Here is a 15,216-nt window from a genome sequence, read left to right on the forward strand (position 1 = left end):
CCGGACCGGGCGGCGCCACCGCGCGCCCGGTCCTTCGATCAGAAGTCGAGATTCTCGACGTTGAGCGCGTTCTGCTGGATGAATTCGCGGCGCGGCTCCACCACGTCGCCCATCAGCTTGGTGAAGAGATCGTCGGCCTCGGCCACGTCATCCACCTCGACCCGCAGCAAGGTGCGCGCCTCGGGATCGAGCGTCGTCTCCCAAAGCTGATCGGGGTTCATCTCGCCCAAACCCTTGTATCGCTGGAGCGAGAGGCCCTTGGCGCCTTCGGCCAGAATGGCGTCGAGCAGGTCCATCGGCCCGTAGATCATCTGACTGCGGTCCTTGCGCATCAGCTTGGCCGGCTTGTCGTAGATGTCCTGCAAATGCTGCGTGAAGCTGCCGGTCCGCTTGGCTTCGCCGCCGCGCAGCACGGGGCCGTCGAGCGTGCGTGCCTCTTCGACGCCGCGCAGGATGCGCGTGAGGCGGATACCGTGATCCTGCGTGATCCGGCCTTGCCAGCCGCGTTCGTATTCGAGCGCGATGAGGTTCAGACGCTCGGCCACCTTGTCGGCCACGCCTTGCAGATCCTCCTGCACCGCACCGGGCGCGAAGGCCCCGGCGATCGCCGCTTGCTCGAGGATGTGGCGCGGATAATGCGTCGGGAAGGCGTCGAGCACACGGCGCAATTGCCGGGCCATGTCGACGACGCGCGCCAGATCCTGCCCCGCGATATCCTCGCCATTGCCCTGCCGGAGCGTGACCCCGTCGACACCCTGGTCGATCAGGTAGTTCTCCATCGCGGCCTCGTCCTTGAGATAGACCTCGGACTTGCCGCGCGTCACCTTGTAGAGCGGCGGCTGCGCGATATAAAGATGCCCGTTTTCAATGAGTTCCGGCATCTGGCGATAGAAAAAGGTCAGCAGAAGCGTGCGGATATGCGCGCCGTCCACGTCGGCGTCCGTCATGATCACGATCTTGTGGTAGCGCAGCTTGGAGATGTTGAACTCGTCCCGCCCGATCCCGGTGCCGAGCGCCATCACGAGATTGCCGATCTCCTGACTGCCGAGCATACGGTCGAAACGCGCGCGCTCCACATTCAGGATCTTGCCCTTGAGCGGCAGGATCGCCTGCGTGCTCCGGTCGCGCCCGGTCTGGGCGCTGCCCCCGGCGCTGTCCCCCTCGACGAGGAAGACTTCGGTCTTGGTCGGGTCCTTCTCCGAGCAATCCTTGAGCTTGCCCGCGAGGTAATTCACATCCATCGCCGATTTGCGGCGCGTCAATTCGCGCGCCTTGCGGGCCGCCTCGCGGGCGAGCGCGGCCTCGACGATCTTCGAGGTGATGACCTTGGCCTCGTTCGGGTTCTCCTCGAACCACTCGGCCAGCTTCTCCGAGACGAGGTTCTCCACCGCGGGCCGCACCTCGGACGAGACGAGCTTGTCCTTGGTCTGGCTCGAGAATTTCGGATCGGGCACCTTGACGGACAGCACGCAGGTCAGCCCCTCGCGCGCGTCGTCGCCGGTGAAGTTGACCTTCTCCTTCTTGGCGATGCCGCTCGACTGCGCGTAGTTGTTGATGGTCCGCGTCAGCGCGCCGCGAAAGCCCGCCATATGCGTGCCGCCGTCGCGCTGCGGAATGTTGTTCGTGAAGGGCAGCACCGTTTCATGATAGCTGTCGTTCCACCACATCGCGACCTCGATGCCGATATCGTCCCGCTCGCCGGTGATGAAGATCGGATCGGGCAGCATCGCCGTCTTGTGCCGGTCGAGATACTTGACGAACTCGCGCACGCCGCCCTCGTAGAAAAGCTCGCTCTCGCGCGGCTCCTCGGGGCGCTCGTCGCGCAAAAGGATGCGCACGCCGGAATTAAGGAACGCCAGCTCGCGCAGGCGCTTTTCCAGCGTGTCGAAACTGTAGGCGAGATTCGAGAATGTGTCGGTCGAGGCGAGGAACCGCACTTCCGTCCCCTTGCGGCCCTCCGCAGGGCCGACGACCTCGAGATGTCTGACCGTATCGCCCCGCTCGAAGCGTGCGATATGCTCCTTGTCGTTGCGCCAGACGCGCAGCTCGAGCCAGTCGCTCAGCGCGTTGACGACCGACACGCCCACGCCGTGCAGACCGCCCGACACCTTGTAGGAATTCTGATCGAACTTCCCGCCCGCATGAAGCTGGGTCATGATGACCTCGGCGGCGCTGACGCCCTCTTCCTCGTGGATCGCGACGGGAATGCCACGGCCATTGTCGCTCACCGAAACCGAGCTGTCGCCGTGGATCGTGACGGTCACGCGGTCGGCATGGCCGGCCAGCGCCTCGTCGATGCCGTTGTCGACGACCTCGTAGACCATGTGATGCAGACCCGAGCCGTCATCCGTGTCCCCGATATACATGCCGGGCCGCTTGCGGACGGCATCCAAACCTTTGAGAACCTTGATAGAATCGGCGCCATATTCTTCTGGCGCGGCCACAGCCTCGGACATGCGGAAAACCCCTGGTAATTTTGCTATTTTATATTGGTTCCGGCAGGGGATGTCACGCAGCTATGCGCCCTTTTCCGCCTGCCTCCAACGCCCCGGATCAGAGCACCGCGACCTGCGAGACGCCGTCCGTCTCGGTGACCTCGAAATGCTGCGCGCGGCCCTCCATCTCGGCGAAAAGCTCGGGGCCCGTGCCGGTCATCCAGGCCTGCGCGCCGAGCGCGCACACCTCGTCATAGAGCGCCGCGCGGCGCCCCGCATCGAGATGCGCGGCGACCTCGTCCAGAAGGAGGATGGGGGGCGCGCCGAAGGACTTGGCCAGCGCCCGCGCGTTGGCGAGGATGAGCGAGACGAGCAGCGCCTTCTGCTCGCCCGTGCTGCAATCGCGGGCAGGCACGCCCTTGGCCGCATAGACGCCGTAAAGATCGGCGCGGTGCGGACCCACAAGGCTGCGCCCGGCCATCAGATCGCGAAACCGGCTCTCGGCCAGCGCGGCGCGATATTCGTCCGCGCTGCCCGGCATCTCGCCATCGGTCGCGGTCAGCTCGAGCTCGGCCACGGGAAAGGCCGTCTCGGCCTCCGCCTGCGCGGCGTGCAGCTCCTCCAGCGCGGAACGGCGTCCCGCGTCGATCTCGGCCCCGCGCGCGGCCATCTGCGCCTCGAGCGCGAGATACCAATGCGCGTCGCGCACCTGGTCCTTCAGGAGGCGGTTGCGCTCGCGCATCGCCTTGTCGAAATCGAGCACCGCCTCGGCATGCGAGGGGATGAAGCTCATCGTCACCCGGTCGAGAAACCGGCGCCGCCCCTCGGCCCCCTCGATCCAGAGCCGGTCCATCGACGGCACCAGCCACAGCACCCGCGCGAGCCGTCCCAGCGCCAGCTGCGGGGCCGCCTTGTCGTCGATCCTCAGCTGGCGCGCGCCGCTCTCCTCGGCCCAGATCTCGACCTCGTGCATCCGGTCCAGCGAATGCAGCGCGCCCGACAGCTTCCAACCCAGCGCCTCGGGACGGCGCACCATGTCCTGCGCCGCCGCCCGCCGCATGCCGCGACCCGGCGAGAAGAGCGAGACCGCCTCGATCAGGTTCGTCTTGCCCGCGCCGTTCGGCCCGTGGATCGCCACGGGCCGCCCATCGAGCGCCAGAGCCGCCGACTTATGCGAGCGGAAATGCGAAAGACGAAGGGATGACAGATACAAACCTGTCATCCCCTCACTTTCATCTGTCCGAGACTGGTCAAACCCGCGGCGCGTCACACGCGCATCGGCATGACGACATAGACCGCGCTCTGGTCATTCCCCTCGCGCATCAGCGTCGGATCGCCGGCGGAGTTGAAGAGAAACACCGCGTTCTCGCGATCAACCTGGCTTGCGATCTCGAGCAGGTATTTCGCGTTGAAGCCGATCTCGAGCCGCTCGTCGCCATAGGCGACGGCCAGCTCTTCCTCGGCGGCGCCGCTGTCGGGCGCGTTCACGCTCAGGATCAGCCGATCCTCGTCGAGCGAGAGCTTGACGGCGCGGCTCCGCTCGCTGCTGACGGTCGCGACGCGGTCCACCGCCTTGGCGAACTCGGCGGCGTCCACCTCCATCTTGCGCGTGTTGCCCTGCGGGATGACGCGCGTGTAATCGGGGAAGGTGCCGTCGATGACCTTGGAGGTCAGCGTGATGTTGGGCGTGGCGAAGCGGATCTTGGTCTCGCTCACCGACACGGCGATCATCATGTCGTCATCGTCCAGAAGCTTGCGCAGCTCGCCCACCGTCTTGCGCGGTACGATCACGCCCGGCATCTCCTCGGCGCCCTGCGGCAGATCGGCGTCGATGCGGGCGAGGCGGTGGCCATCGGTCGCCACGCAGCGCAGAACGCGGCCATCCTCGCCGGTCGCGACATGCATGTAGACGCCGTTGAGATAATAGCGCGTCTCCTCGGTCGAGATGGCGAATTTCGACTTGTCGAATAGACGCCGGAGCACCGGCGCCTTGGCCGAGAAATTGCTCGCGTATTCCGAGGACGCCATGACCGGGAAGTCTTCCTTGGGCAGGGTCGCGAGATTGAAGTTCGAGCGTCCCGCCTCGACCGTGAGGCGCCCGGACGTGCCGTCATCGGCGAGCGTCACCAAGGCGCCGTCGGGCAGCTTGCGCACGATCTCGTGCAGCGTCACCGCCGAGACGGTCGTCGCGCCGGGGCGCTCGACCTGCGCGCTCGCCTTGTCGCTCACCTCGACATCGAGATCGGTCGCGCGGAAATTCACCGTGTCGCCTTCGGCTTCGATCAGCACGTTGGCGAGGATGGGAATCGTGTTGCGCCGCTCGACGACCGATTGCGCCTGGGCCACGGCCTTGAGCAGGGTTCCACGTTCGATGCTGAGCTTCATGCCCATTCTCCCATTCTGGTCCCGGCGCCGAGCCGGGACTGGCACGGTATCGAAACGGCCTTGCGGCGCAAGTCATTTGTTGGGTTTTTGATGAGGAAATGCCAAGGGGTCAAGCCCCGCCCCTGAGGGCGGGCCGCAGCGCTCCGCGCTTACGCCTCCAGCGCGCGGCGCAGCATGTCGATATCCTCGGCCATCTGCGCGTCGGCCACGCGCAGCTCGTCAATGCGGCGCACGCCATGCATGACGGTGGTGTGATCGCGCCCGCCGAAGCGGCGGCCGATCTCGGGCAGGCTGCGCGAGGTCATGTGCTTGGCCAGATACATCGCCACTTGGCGCGGACGGGCGAAGACGCGCACGCGCTTGGGCCCGATCAGATCGCTGAGGCGGATGTTGTAATGGTCCGACACCTGCCGCTGGATTTCCTCGATCGTCACCTGCCGCTCACTGCTGCGCAGAACGTCCGCAAGGCAGTCCTGCGTCAACTCCATCGTGATCTCGTGCCCGACGAGGGACGCGAAAGCAAAGAGCCGTGTGAGCGCGCCTTCCAGAACGCGGACGTTCTTGGTGATGCGCATCGCCAGGAATTCCAGCACGCCATCGGCCAGCAAGAGGCCGGGATATTGCGTGCGGTAATACTCGACCTTCGACTGAAGAATGCCGAGGCGAAGCTCGTAATTCGTGGGGTGCAGATCGACGACGAGGCCGCATTGCAGGCGCGACTTGATGCGCTCTTCGAGGTTCTCGATCTCGCCCGGCGCGCGGTCGCCCGAGATGATGATCTGCTTGCCGCCGTCCACCAGCGCGTTGAACGTGTGGAAGAACTCCTCCTGCGTGCTGTCCTTCCCGGCGATGAACTGCACGTCATCGACCATCAGGACATCGACCGAACGAAACATGGATTTGAAATCCATCATTTTGCGCTCGCGCAGGGCCGAAACGAACCGATACATGAACTGCTCGGCCGAGAGATAGACCACGTTGAGATCGGGCTGACGCTGTGAAAGTTCCCAGGCGATCGCGTGCATGAGGTGCGTCTTGCCGAGGCCGACGCCGCCATAGAGGAAGAGCGGATTGAACGTCACCGGCCCGCCGGAGGCCACGCGCTTGGCCGCCGCATGGGCCAGCTCGTTGGGCTTGCCGACCACGAACGTGTCGAAAGTGAAGCGGCGGTCGAGCGGCGCGGTCGGCATGCTGCCCTCGCGCTGCGCGGGCGCGGCGGGCTGTGCCCCGGAGCCTGCATCGGCGGTTGCGCGCGCCATCGCCGGACGGGCGCTCTGATTGGCCGGAACGCTGAAATGCACGCGCCGGATCTCGGGCGAAATGCTGCGCGCGTGGTAGAGGATCTGGTCGCCGTATTTCTGCGAGACGTAATTTCCGACGAAGCTGGTCGGGACGGCGAATGTCGCAACGCCTTCCTCGACATGCGACAGTTCCAACGGTTCGATCCAGCTCTTGTAATTGCTTTTGCCGATCGACTTCAAAAGGTCCTGCTTGAGTTGACCCCATTGTTCTTGTGTCATGCGTTCCTGCTTCCGCGGCTCTTAGCGTTTCCAATTCACACAAGGCCGCCCGAGACCCTGCGCATCGACTGCGCTTCACCGCCGAAGACAAAGCATCACCTTACCGCAGAACCGTTGTTCTGCGGCTGCGCCCTTTCCTCTCGGAGCGGGCGGGTGCACGGCGCACTGGATGCGAGATGCAGGACCAAGGCCCGGCACGTCGCGATCGGCGTCGGTATGCTTTATTTGGACATGCCGGGTTTCCCCGAGAGATCGCCGAGACGTCGGCCCCCCAAAGGCCCGCCACCGGAATCAGCCTGTCCCCCCAAGCGTGAATCGCAGAGTGAAGTTAGCAAGCCGCCGCGCGCTGCGGCAACCTATCTTATCCCTTGACTCTGATTTTGCGTGAAAAGAATCTTTCAGCGCCACAGCGGCCCTGAAAACGAGAAAAGGCGCCCCATTCGAGGCGCCTTTTATTGATCGAGATCAATGACTTCTCAGCCGAGCGACTTCACGCGGCTCGAGAGGCGCGACATCTTGCGAGACGCGGTATTCTTGTGGAAAACGCCTTTGGTGACGCCGCGCATCAGCTCGGGCTGAGCGGCGCGCAGGGCGGCTTCGGCGGCGGTCTTGTCGCCCGATGCGATCGCTTCTTCGACCTTGCGCAGGAACGTGCGGATGCGCGAGCGGCGCGCCTTGTTGATCGCGAGTCGCGATTCGCTCTGGCGAGCGCGTTTCTTGGACTGGGGCGTATTTGCCATGAGAATTCTACCTTCGGACTGCTGTCTGTTCAAACTTGTCTGCACATGATGACGCCGTCCGGGCCCTCGAGTCGCCTTCCGAAGGGGACCGAAGTGATTCTTGCCTGAGCGGGCATCGCGCGCATGTATGAGGGCGGCTTTTAAGGCCAAGCGGCCATGAATGCAACCGCCCTCGTGCCTTGCGCCCCGGGCGCGGCCCTACTTGTCGCGGAATTGCGCCTGACGCTTTTCCTTGAAGGCGGCCATGCCCTCGGACTGGTCTTCGGTCGAGAAGAGCGAATGGAACACCCGCCGCTCGAAGAGCAGTCCCTCGCTCAGCGTGGTCTCGTAGCTGCGATTGACCGCTTCCTTGATGGCCGTGACCGAAATCATAGACTTCTCGGCAATCTTGCCCGCAGCCGAGCGCGCCTCTTCCTTCAGCTTCTTCAACGGCACGACCCGGCTCACCAGGCCCGAGCGCTCCGCCTCCTCGGCATCCATGAAGCGGCCCGTGAGGTTCATGTCCATCGCCTTCGACTTGCCGATGAAGCGCGTGAGGCGCTGCGAGCCGCCGAGGCCCGCCATGATGCCGAGATTGACCTCGGGCTGTCCGAACTTGGCCGTGTCCGAAGCGATGATGAAATCGCACATCATGGCCAATTCGCACCCGCCGCCCAGCGCATAGCCCGAAACGGCGGCGATGATCGGCTTGCGGATGCGGGTGATCGCGTCGTGCTGCGCGCCGAAGAAATCCTCGGAGAACATTTCGACAAAGCTCTTGTCGGCCATCATCTTGACGTCGGCGCCGGCCGCGAAAGCCTTGTCCGAGCCGGTGAGGATGATGCACCGCACCTTGTCGTTCTGCTGCGCGTCCCGAAGCGCATCCACCAGCTCCTCGAGCAGCTGTTCGTTCAGCGCATTCAGGGCGTCGGGGCGGTTAAGGGTGATCTGGGCGACGTGGTCTTCTACTTCGACGATGATCGTCTCATAGGCCATGAAATCTGCTTTCGCTTGTTTCTGTCAGACGGGCAGTCTTACCACCACGGCGCGGCGGATCAACCCAATCTTAAGTGCCCGCTCATCTTTGGCATGTCCCGCAATAGAAGCTCGAGCGCCCCGATTGCACGACGCGCGCGACCGTGCCGTCGCAGCCGCTGCGCCGGCAGGGCAGGCCCTCGCGGTCGTAGACATCGAAACGGTGCTGAAAATAGCCGAGCTCGCCGTCCGCACGCCGAAAATCGCGCAAGGAAGAGCCGCCCGCATGGATCGCGTCGCGCAGCACGTCGCGGATGATCGGCACGAGCGACGCCGCTCGCTTCGCGCCGATGTTCCCGGCGCGCCGCCGCGGCGATAGGCCCGCCCGAAAGAGCGCCTCGCACACATAGATGTTGCCGAGCCCCGCGACGATGCGCTGATCGAGCAGCGCCGATTTGATCGGCGTGTTCCGACCCTTCAGCGCCGCGACGAGATATTCCTCGTCGAAACCATTGCCCAAGGGCTCCGGCCCCAGCTTCACGAGGAGCGGATGCGCCTCGGCGGCGGCGGTGGCGAACATGTCCATCGCCCCGAAGCGGCGCGGATCGTTGAAGGTGATGCGCGCGCCGCTGGCCATGTGCAGGACGACATGATCGTGTTTTTCCGCCGCCGGATGCTCGTGCACGAACTGGCCGAGCGGATCGCCCGAAATCAGCATGCGCCCCGACATGCCGAGATGGATGAGCAGCGTCTCGCCGCCCGACAGATCCGCGAGGATGTATTTCGAGCGTCGCCGCAGCCCCAGCACCGTCTGACCTTCGAGGCGCGCGGCCATGTTCTCGGGAAAGGGCCAGCGCAGGTCGGGCCGGTTGACGTCGGCATGCGCGATCACGCCCCCTTCCATCACGGGCGCGAGACCTCGGCGCACCGTCTCGACTTCGGGTAATTCGGGCATGTCCTGGCCTTCTGCAACCGCGCCGCATTGTGTCCGCGGCCTCGCGCCCTATAACAAGGGTCGATCACGGCGCAAGGCAAGAGCGATGAGCGAGAACACCACCCATTTCGGTTTTCAGGACATCCCCGAGGAGGAGAAGGCGGGCCGCGTGCGCGGCGTCTTCGGCTCGGTCGCCAGCAAGTACGACGTGATGAACGACGTCATGAGCGCAGGCATCCACCGTGTCTGGAAGGACGCGATGATGGACTGGCTCGCGCCCCGTCCAGGCCAGCGCCTGCTCGACGTCGCGGGCGGCACGGGCGATATCGCCTTCCGCTTTCTCAAACGCGCGGGCAGCGGCCATGCTACCGTGCTCGACCTGACCGAGCCCATGCTGATCGAGGGGCGCAAGCGCGCCGAGGCCGAGGCCATGGCCGCGAGCCTCGATTGGGTGGTGGGCGACGCGATGGCCCTGCCCTTCGAGGACAACAGCTTCGACGTCTACACGATCAGCTTCGGCATCCGGAACGTGACGCGCCCGCAGGAGGCGCTGAACGAGGCATATCGCGTGCTGCGTCCGGGCGGGCGGCTCATGGTGCTCGAGTTCAGCCAGATTCCCAACGCGCTCATGCAGCGGATCTATGACCTCTACAGCTTCAACATCATTCCGCGCATGGGCCAGGCGATCGCCGGAGACCGCGAGAGTTATCAGTATCTCGTCGAGTCGATCCGAAAATTCCCCGATCAGGAAACCTTCCTGCGGATGGTCCGTCAGGCCGGGTTCGGCAATGCCAAGTACCGCAACCTGAGCATGGGCATCGCCTGCCTGCATTCCGGCTGGAAGATCTAGCCGATGCGCGGTCCGCACAACATCATTCGCCTGATCCGGACGGGCGCCACGCTCGAGCGTACGGGCGCCATGCCGATCGTGATGGACGCGATGGACGCGCCGCCGCAAGTCCGCGCGGCGCTGCGGCTGCTGGCCTGGCCGTTCAAATGGCTGGGGGCGAAGGGCGATCCGGACATGCCGCCCGCGCCGCGCGCGCTCACCGCACTCGGCCCGGCCTACATCAAGTTCGGCCAGATCCTCTCGACCCGGCCCGATCTCGTCGGCAGCGACCTCGCGCAGCAGATGCGCGTTCTGCAGGACAAGCTGCCGCCCTTCCCGAACGAGACCGCCAAGGCGGCCATCGAGTCGGAGCTGGGCGCTCCGGTCGAGCAGCTCTTCGACGATTTCAGCCCGCCCGTCGCCGCCGCATCGATCGCGCAGGTGCACAAGGCGCGGCTGCGCGAGACCGGCGAGGCCGTCGCGATCAAGGTGCTCCGCCCCGGTATCGAACGCGCCTTCCGCGTCGATATCGACGCCTTCTATTTCGCCGCGAACATGATCGAGTTCCTCTCGCCCTCGTCGCGGCGCCTGCGCCCGACCGATGTCATCGCCCATTTCGAAGGCGTCGTGATGGGCGAGCTGGACCTGCGGCTCGAAGCGTCCTCGGCGTCGGAATTCGCGGCCAATACCGAAGGCGATACCGGCTTCGAACTGCCGCCGATCAAATGGGCGCTCTCCAGCCGCCGCGTGATGACGATGGGCTGGGCCGATGGCGTGCCGCTCGGCGACAACGATGCCATCGACGCCGCCGGGCATGACCGCCGCGATCTCGGCAACCGGGTGCTGCAACTCTTCCTCAGCCATGCGCTGCGCGATGGGTATTTCCACGCCGACATGCACCAGGGCAATCTCAAGGTCGCACCGAACGGCAATATCATCATCTACGATTTCGGCATCATGGGGCATATCGACGAATATACCCGGCGCGTCTATGCCGAGATCCTCTACGGCTTCATCAAGCGCGACTATCGCCGTGTCGCCGAGGTGCATTTCGAGGCCGGATATGTCCCGCGTGACCGCGATGTCGACGAATTCGCCCGTGCCCTGCGCGCCGTGGGAGAGCCGATCTTCGGGATGGACGCGAGCCGCATCAGCATGGGCAACCTGCTCAGCTATCTCTTCGAGGTGACGGAACGCTTCGGGATGGAGACACGGACCGAGCTGATCTTGCTGCAACGCACGATGGTCGTCGTCGAAGGGGTCGCGCGCTCGCTCAACCCGCAGATCAACATCTGGCAGGTCGCCAAGCCCGTGGTCGAGGATTACATCCGCCAGAGCCTCGGCCCGCGCGCCGTCGCGCAGAGCCTCGGGCGCACGGCGGCGGTCCTCGCCCGGTTCGGCCCGCGCCTGCCCCAACTGGTCGAGCAGGCGCTGATGCGCAGCGCAAGCCCGCCCCCGCCCGAGCCGCCGCGTCGCCGCCGGCGCGATCTGGCGCTCTGGGCGCTTTCGGGCGGCATCTTCGGCGGCCTCGCCACAGCGATCGTGTTGCATATCGGCTGAGACGAAGCGCAAGTCACTGAGCGTCCCGACCCGATCAAGAGCCCGCCGGCGCGCTCAGCCCGATCACCTCCGAGGCAGCGATGATGCGCCCTCCTTCGAGTACGAGCGCGGTGCGCCCTTCCGAGAGCCTCGCCTCGACGATCCGGCCCTGGCTCTCGACCGGGTCGGAGCCGAGCACCTCCGCGCCTTGGAACGAATCGACCGAAATCGCATAGGTCCCGCCGGGCAGCGGCCTGCCCGCCGAATCGCGCCCGGACCAGAGGTAAGCGCCCCCCGCCGTCGGCACCGTCTCCTCGGCCACGATCCCGCCCGCCGCGTCGCGCACGACGAGCCGCGCGAGATCCGCGCCTTCGCGCGTGCGCAAGGTGAGCGGCACGGCGTCCCCATCGAAGAAGACGGGCATCTCGGCCCGCGCGTTCATCCCGACCCAGCCTTGCAATTGCCCCATGCCCAGAAGGCCGATCTGGTCGCCGAGTCCGGCCAGCAGGTCATTCGTCAGAACCTGCTGCTCCACCGTCGAGAAGGCGGCGAGCTGCGAGGCGAATTCCGTCGACTCGACGGGATTGAGCGGGTCCTGATTCTTCATCTGCGCCGTCAGCATCTTCAGGAAAGTCTCGAAATCCGAATTGAGCGTGGTGCGCGCCTTCGGCGCCGCCGCGGGCGGCGCGGCCCCTCCGGAGCCGGCGAGCGTGTTCTGGGTGAGAATGTCCACGGTGGGTTCCTTTCAAAGACGAATATCGAGCCGGTCGGCCAGCAGCATCAGGCCATTCGACGGGGCTGCCTTGCCGTCCGCCTCATGGATGACGAGCACGGGGGCAGACGGCTCCGCCGCTTGCCGATCCGCCGCGCCTCCCTCGCGCGAGAAGCTGAACGAGGCGCCGCCCGCGCTCATCTCCTCGAAACAGCGGCTCAGCAGATCCGCGTTGCGGCGCATGAGATCGAGCGTCTCCGCGCGCTCCGCCGCGACGGCCACGACTAGCCCCGCCTCCCCCTGCGTCACGCTCACGCGCACGCGGCCCAGCTCGGACGGGTTCAAAAGCACATCGATGCTGCGTTCGCGCCCCTCTGCCGCCGCATGCGCGATCTGCACCGCGACATGCCGCGCCGCTTGCGGCGTGTGAGCGATGCCCGCATGGCGCAGATCGCCAGCGGCGCGCGGCGGCGCATCCGACACCGGCGCGGCGTCACTGCCCGCGCGCAGCGGATCAGCCGCTTCCACCGGGATCGCGCCCTCCTTGCCGCTGAATATGGCGACCGGCGCCGGGCGCATCTCCTCGAACCGCGGCGCCGTAGCTGAATTGATCGCAAGTGGTCTGCCAGGCTCGGCGTGCGCCGCCTGTGCGAGAGAGCCTCCGGACCCGTTGGCCTCACCGCCTTGAGTCGCGGGCACTGCCGCCGCTCCATCCCCGATCAGCGCGGGGGCGGATACAGTGAGCGGCGCGCTTTGCGACAAGGTGCCACCGGACACGACCCCGCCGGACCGCCAGATGTGCGCCTCGGGGCTGCGCGCTCTTTGCGGTCCCATCAAAGGCGCCTCGCGCGACGATACAGCGCCTTTAAGGATGACATCCACGACACCCGCGTCGGCGGGAACGTCTCCTGCTGGCGGATCGATCGAAACGTGACCAGAAGTCACCGAGGCCACGTCCGCCAGGGGATCAGGATCGTTCTCTGCCGCAGATTGCTCCGAAATTTCGCGGGAAAGGTCTGCCTTCGCGCCGTCAGTTTGCGGCGACAGGCCGAAGGGCGCAGGTATCGCAATCACTTCCGATCCGTCACCTGCCTCAACGGGCGCGACTTCACTGTCATCCACCTCGGCGCCACCCTGCACAGTCTCCACTGTATCCCCATCCGGCGCAGCCGCCACCACCTCCGTTTCGCGCGATTCCGTTCCGCGCTCGGCTTCAAGTTGGGTCAAAACCGCCTGGAAATCCGCCGCGCCAGCCTGCCCCTCACCCGCGCGGGACGCGGATGCCGCGGCGGTGCCGGGCGAGGCTGTAGGCCGCAGATCTGTCGTCATGAAAGCGAGCATGGTGCCCCCGGGGATTCTCGTCACGAGACCCAGAATGCCAGCAGCCGGTTACCGCTTCTTTACCGCTTTGAGGTCAAATGCCGGAAAGTTCCTCAAATTGGAGAGAAGCCGATGACAGCCATATCACCGCCGGGCGCGTCCACCGCACCAGCCCAGCCGCAGCCTATCGAACAGGCGCGCGCCGCGGCCCGAAAACTCGAGGCGACGTTTCTCGCCGAAATGCTCAAATCCGCAGGACTCGGCCGGACCGCAGAATTCGGGGGCGGCATCGGTGAGAACCAATTCGCCTCCTTCCACACCCAGGCCCTCGCCGAAAAGCTGGCCGAAGCGGGCGGGATCGGTCTTGCCGACGCGTTCTTTCGCTCGATGATGGAGGCCCGCCATGACGATTGACAGCGCCGAGCGTATCTTCGCGGACTTGGACAGGCTTCTGGACGCCGAGCGCGCGGCGCTCCTCACGGGTGATCTGGACACGGTCGGCGCGCTGATGCGCCACAAGGAGGATTTGCTCGAACGGCTGAAAGCGGCCGGTGCAGACGCGCCGCGCCCGGCGAAGCTTGCCGGCAAGGCGCTGCGAAATCAGGCGCTTCTCGACGGCGCGCTCGAAGGCATCAGGACGGTGGCCGGACGCCTGACCACGCTGCGCCGCATCCGCCGCACGCTTGAAACCTATGACCGCACGGGCCGCAAATCGAGCATCTCGGACGTGATCGAGCATCAGGTCGAGAAACGCGCGTGATATGGATTTACATAAAATCCCAATGACTTGGAGGACCGGCTTTAGCATTCCCTTAGCACATGACGCGGCATGGTCGGCCTGCATCCGATCCGGATGGCGCGGCACCGGCTTCACGCCGCCGCACCCGTCAGAATGACGCAGCACGCCGCCCCTCGGGGACGGGTCATCTCATCGGCGCAAAGCGCCGCGAACCAAAGGAACATGCTATGTCCAGCATTCTGACGAACAACAGCGCGATGGTCGCGCTTCAGACCCTGAAATCGGTCAACAGCAATCTCGCCAAGACCCAAGACATGATCTCGACCGGCAAGGAAGTCGGCAAGGCCAAGGACAATTCGGCCATCTGGGCGATCTCGAAGGTGATGGAATCGGATGTCAGCGGCTTCAAGGCTGTCGCGAAATCGCTGTCGCTGGGCGAATCAACCGTCGCCGTCGCCTCGGCCGGAGCGGAGCAGATCACCAACCTTCTCAACGAGATGAAGGAGAAGGTCGTCGCGGCGACCGGTGACAACGTCGATCACACGAAGATCACCGATGACGTCAACAAGCTGAAGGAGCAGATCGGCTCGATCATCCGTGGCTCGCAATTCAACGGCACCAACCTGCTCGATGCCGCAGGCGCCGACATCAACGTTCTGTCCTCGATCAATCGCTCCGCGACGAACACCGTGAGCAACGCGAACATCGTCGTGGCGAGCGAGGATTTCGAAACCCAGCTTCTGGGCGGTGCGACCGCCGCCGCGACGGGTGCGACGATCGGCGCGGCCAACATTCTGGGCGATATCGACGTCAGCTCGGCGGCTGCCGCGGCCACCTCGCTCACGGCGCTCGAGACGCATATCCAGACGGCGGTGGACGGCGCGGCGGCGCTCGGCGCCTCCGCCAAGCGGATCAGCGATCAGAACAGCTATGTCGGCAAGGTGATGGACGCGATGAAGTCGGGCATCGGCGCGCTCGTCGATGCCGATATGGAGGAAAGCTCGGCCCGGCTCCAGGCGCTCCAGGTTCAGCAGCAGCTCGCGACGCAATCGCTCTCGATCGCGAACCAGGCGCCTCAGGCGATCCTGTCGCTCTTCCGCTGATGAGTC

14 protein-coding genes are annotated in these 15,216 nt (G+C 65.4%); 5 read left to right on the forward strand and 9 right to left on the reverse strand.

All coding sequences use genetic code 11. The features are described from left to right. Positions 1 to 38: 38 nt before the first annotated feature. From gyrB to mutM, 7 genes are all read right to left on the reverse strand, one after another. Positions 39 to 2,456, reverse strand: a complete 2,418-nt coding sequence (gene gyrB / locus ACGRVM_RS14120; RefSeq protein WP_377172595.1) for a DNA topoisomerase (ATP-hydrolyzing) subunit B — start codon at positions 2,454 to 2,456, stop codon at positions 39 to 41. 97 nt (positions 2,457 to 2,553) lie between these two features. Next, the gene (gene recF, locus ACGRVM_RS14125) at positions 2,554 to 3,657 is read right to left on the reverse strand and encodes a DNA replication/repair protein RecF (protein WP_377172594.1); all 1,104 of its coding nucleotides are present in this window, start codon (positions 3,655 to 3,657) and stop codon (positions 2,554 to 2,556) included. Positions 3,658 to 3,701: 44 nt separating this feature from the next. Further along, positions 3,702 to 4,820: a DNA polymerase III subunit beta gene (dnaN, locus tag ACGRVM_RS14130; RefSeq protein ID WP_377172593.1), complete on the reverse strand. Its 1,119-nt coding sequence runs from the start codon at positions 4,818 to 4,820 to the stop codon at positions 3,702 to 3,704. Positions 4,821 to 4,969: 149 nt separating this feature from the next. After that, a complete protein-coding gene (dnaA, locus tag ACGRVM_RS14135) occupies positions 4,970 to 6,340 on the reverse strand; it encodes a chromosomal replication initiator protein DnaA (protein WP_377172592.1) in 1,371 nt (456 codons plus the stop codon). Between the two features lie 476 nt (positions 6,341 to 6,816). After that, positions 6,817 to 7,080, reverse strand: coding sequence for a 30S ribosomal protein S20 (gene rpsT, locus ACGRVM_RS14140; RefSeq protein ID WP_377172591.1), 264 nt, complete (start codon positions 7,078 to 7,080; stop codon positions 6,817 to 6,819). Positions 7,081 to 7,278: 198 nt separating this feature from the next. Next, the gene (locus ACGRVM_RS14145; protein WP_377172590.1) at positions 7,279 to 8,055 is read right to left on the reverse strand and encodes an enoyl-CoA hydratase; all 777 of its coding nucleotides are present in this window, start codon (positions 8,053 to 8,055) and stop codon (positions 7,279 to 7,281) included. A gap of 82 nt (positions 8,056 to 8,137) precedes the next feature. Continuing rightward, positions 8,138 to 8,989, reverse strand: a complete 852-nt coding sequence (mutM, locus tag ACGRVM_RS14150) for a bifunctional DNA-formamidopyrimidine glycosylase/DNA-(apurinic or apyrimidinic site) lyase (RefSeq protein WP_377172589.1) — start codon at positions 8,987 to 8,989, stop codon at positions 8,138 to 8,140. 85 nt (positions 8,990 to 9,074) lie between these two features. On the opposite strand from mutM, the gene ubiE reads away from it, so the two are divergent. Together ubiE and ubiB are read left to right on the forward strand one after the other, a co-directional pair. Continuing rightward, positions 9,075 to 9,818: a bifunctional demethylmenaquinone methyltransferase/2-methoxy-6-polyprenyl-1,4-benzoquinol methylase UbiE gene (ubiE, locus tag ACGRVM_RS14155; RefSeq protein ID WP_377172588.1), complete on the forward strand. Its 744-nt coding sequence runs from the start codon at positions 9,075 to 9,077 to the stop codon at positions 9,816 to 9,818. A gap of 3 nt (positions 9,819 to 9,821) precedes the next feature. After that, on the forward strand, positions 9,822 to 11,357 hold the full coding sequence (gene ubiB, locus ACGRVM_RS14160; RefSeq protein WP_377172587.1) for a 2-polyprenylphenol 6-hydroxylase: 1,536 nt from the start codon (positions 9,822 to 9,824) through the stop codon (positions 11,355 to 11,357). A 34-nt stretch (positions 11,358 to 11,391) separates the two neighbouring features. Here the strand turns inward: ubiB and ACGRVM_RS14165 are convergent, their stop codons facing one another. Together ACGRVM_RS14165 and ACGRVM_RS14170 are read right to left on the reverse strand one after the other, a co-directional pair. Further along, positions 11,392 to 12,069, reverse strand: a complete 678-nt coding sequence (locus ACGRVM_RS14165; RefSeq protein WP_377172586.1) for a flagellar hook capping FlgD N-terminal domain-containing protein — start codon at positions 12,067 to 12,069, stop codon at positions 11,392 to 11,394. 12 nt (positions 12,070 to 12,081) lie between these two features. Beyond that, the gene (locus ACGRVM_RS14170; protein WP_377172585.1) at positions 12,082 to 13,389 is read right to left on the reverse strand and encodes a flagellar hook-length control protein FliK; all 1,308 of its coding nucleotides are present in this window, start codon (positions 13,387 to 13,389) and stop codon (positions 12,082 to 12,084) included. Positions 13,390 to 13,500: 111 nt separating this feature from the next. Here ACGRVM_RS14170 and ACGRVM_RS14175 point away from each other — a divergent pair, with 111 nt between their 5' ends. The 3 genes from ACGRVM_RS14175 to ACGRVM_RS14185 all read left to right on the forward strand — a co-directional run bounded on the left by ACGRVM_RS14175 (position 13,501) and on the right by ACGRVM_RS14185 (position 15,210). Further along, a complete protein-coding gene (locus tag ACGRVM_RS14175) occupies positions 13,501 to 13,782 on the forward strand; it encodes a rod-binding protein (protein WP_377172584.1) in 282 nt (93 codons plus the stop codon). Then, positions 13,772 to 14,128 (forward strand): flagellar protein FlgN, encoded by a 357-nt coding sequence (locus ACGRVM_RS14180; RefSeq protein WP_377172583.1) that lies wholly within the window; start codon positions 13,772 to 13,774, stop codon positions 14,126 to 14,128. Before ACGRVM_RS14175 ends, ACGRVM_RS14180 begins: the two co-directional genes overlap by 11 nt. A 206-nt stretch (positions 14,129 to 14,334) precedes the next feature. After that, on the forward strand, positions 14,335 to 15,210 hold the full coding sequence (locus ACGRVM_RS14185) for a flagellin N-terminal helical domain-containing protein (RefSeq protein ID WP_377172582.1): 876 nt from the start codon (positions 14,335 to 14,337) through the stop codon (positions 15,208 to 15,210). The last annotated feature ends 6 nt before the right edge of the window (positions 15,211 to 15,216 follow it).

It is taken from the genome of Roseovarius aquimarinus, assembly GCF_043661195.1.
Lineage (GTDB): Bacteria > Pseudomonadota > Alphaproteobacteria > Rhodobacterales > Rhodobacteraceae > Roseovarius > Roseovarius aquimarinus.

Excerpts from the sequence above, each read along its gene's own strand:
- ACGRVM_RS14170 (WP_377172585.1), bottom strand. The coding sequence starts at position 13,389 with ATGCTCGCTTTCATGACGACAGATCTGCGGCCTACAGCCTCGCCCGGC.
- ACGRVM_RS14185 (WP_377172582.1), top strand. The coding sequence starts at position 14,335 with ATGTCCAGCATTCTGACGAACAACAGCGCGATGGTCGCGCTTCAGACC.
- mutM (WP_377172589.1), bottom strand. The coding sequence starts at position 8,989 with ATGCCCGAATTACCCGAAGTCGAGACGGTGCGCCGAGGTCTCGCGCCC.
- ACGRVM_RS14145 (WP_377172590.1), bottom strand. The coding sequence starts at position 8,055 with ATGGCCTATGAGACGATCATCGTCGAAGTAGAAGACCACGTCGCCCAG.
- dnaA (WP_377172592.1), bottom strand. The coding sequence starts at position 6,340 with ATGACACAAGAACAATGGGGTCAACTCAAGCAGGACCTTTTGAAGTCG.
- ubiB (WP_377172587.1), top strand. The coding sequence starts at position 9,822 with ATGCGCGGTCCGCACAACATCATTCGCCTGATCCGGACGGGCGCCACG.
- gyrB (WP_377172595.1), bottom strand. The coding sequence starts at position 2,456 with ATGTCCGAGGCTGTGGCCGCGCCAGAAGAATATGGCGCCGATTCTATC.
- ACGRVM_RS14175 (WP_377172584.1), top strand. The coding sequence starts at position 13,501 with ATGACAGCCATATCACCGCCGGGCGCGTCCACCGCACCAGCCCAGCCG.
- rpsT (WP_377172591.1), bottom strand. The coding sequence starts at position 7,080 with ATGGCAAATACGCCCCAGTCCAAGAAACGCGCTCGCCAGAGCGAATCG.
- ACGRVM_RS14180 (WP_377172583.1), top strand. The coding sequence starts at position 13,772 with ATGACGATTGACAGCGCCGAGCGTATCTTCGCGGACTTGGACAGGCTT.
- ubiE (WP_377172588.1), top strand. The coding sequence starts at position 9,075 with ATGAGCGAGAACACCACCCATTTCGGTTTTCAGGACATCCCCGAGGAG.
- dnaN (WP_377172593.1), bottom strand. The coding sequence starts at position 4,820 with ATGAAGCTCAGCATCGAACGTGGAACCCTGCTCAAGGCCGTGGCCCAG.
- recF (WP_377172594.1), bottom strand. The coding sequence starts at position 3,657 with ATGACAGGTTTGTATCTGTCATCCCTTCGTCTTTCGCATTTCCGCTCG.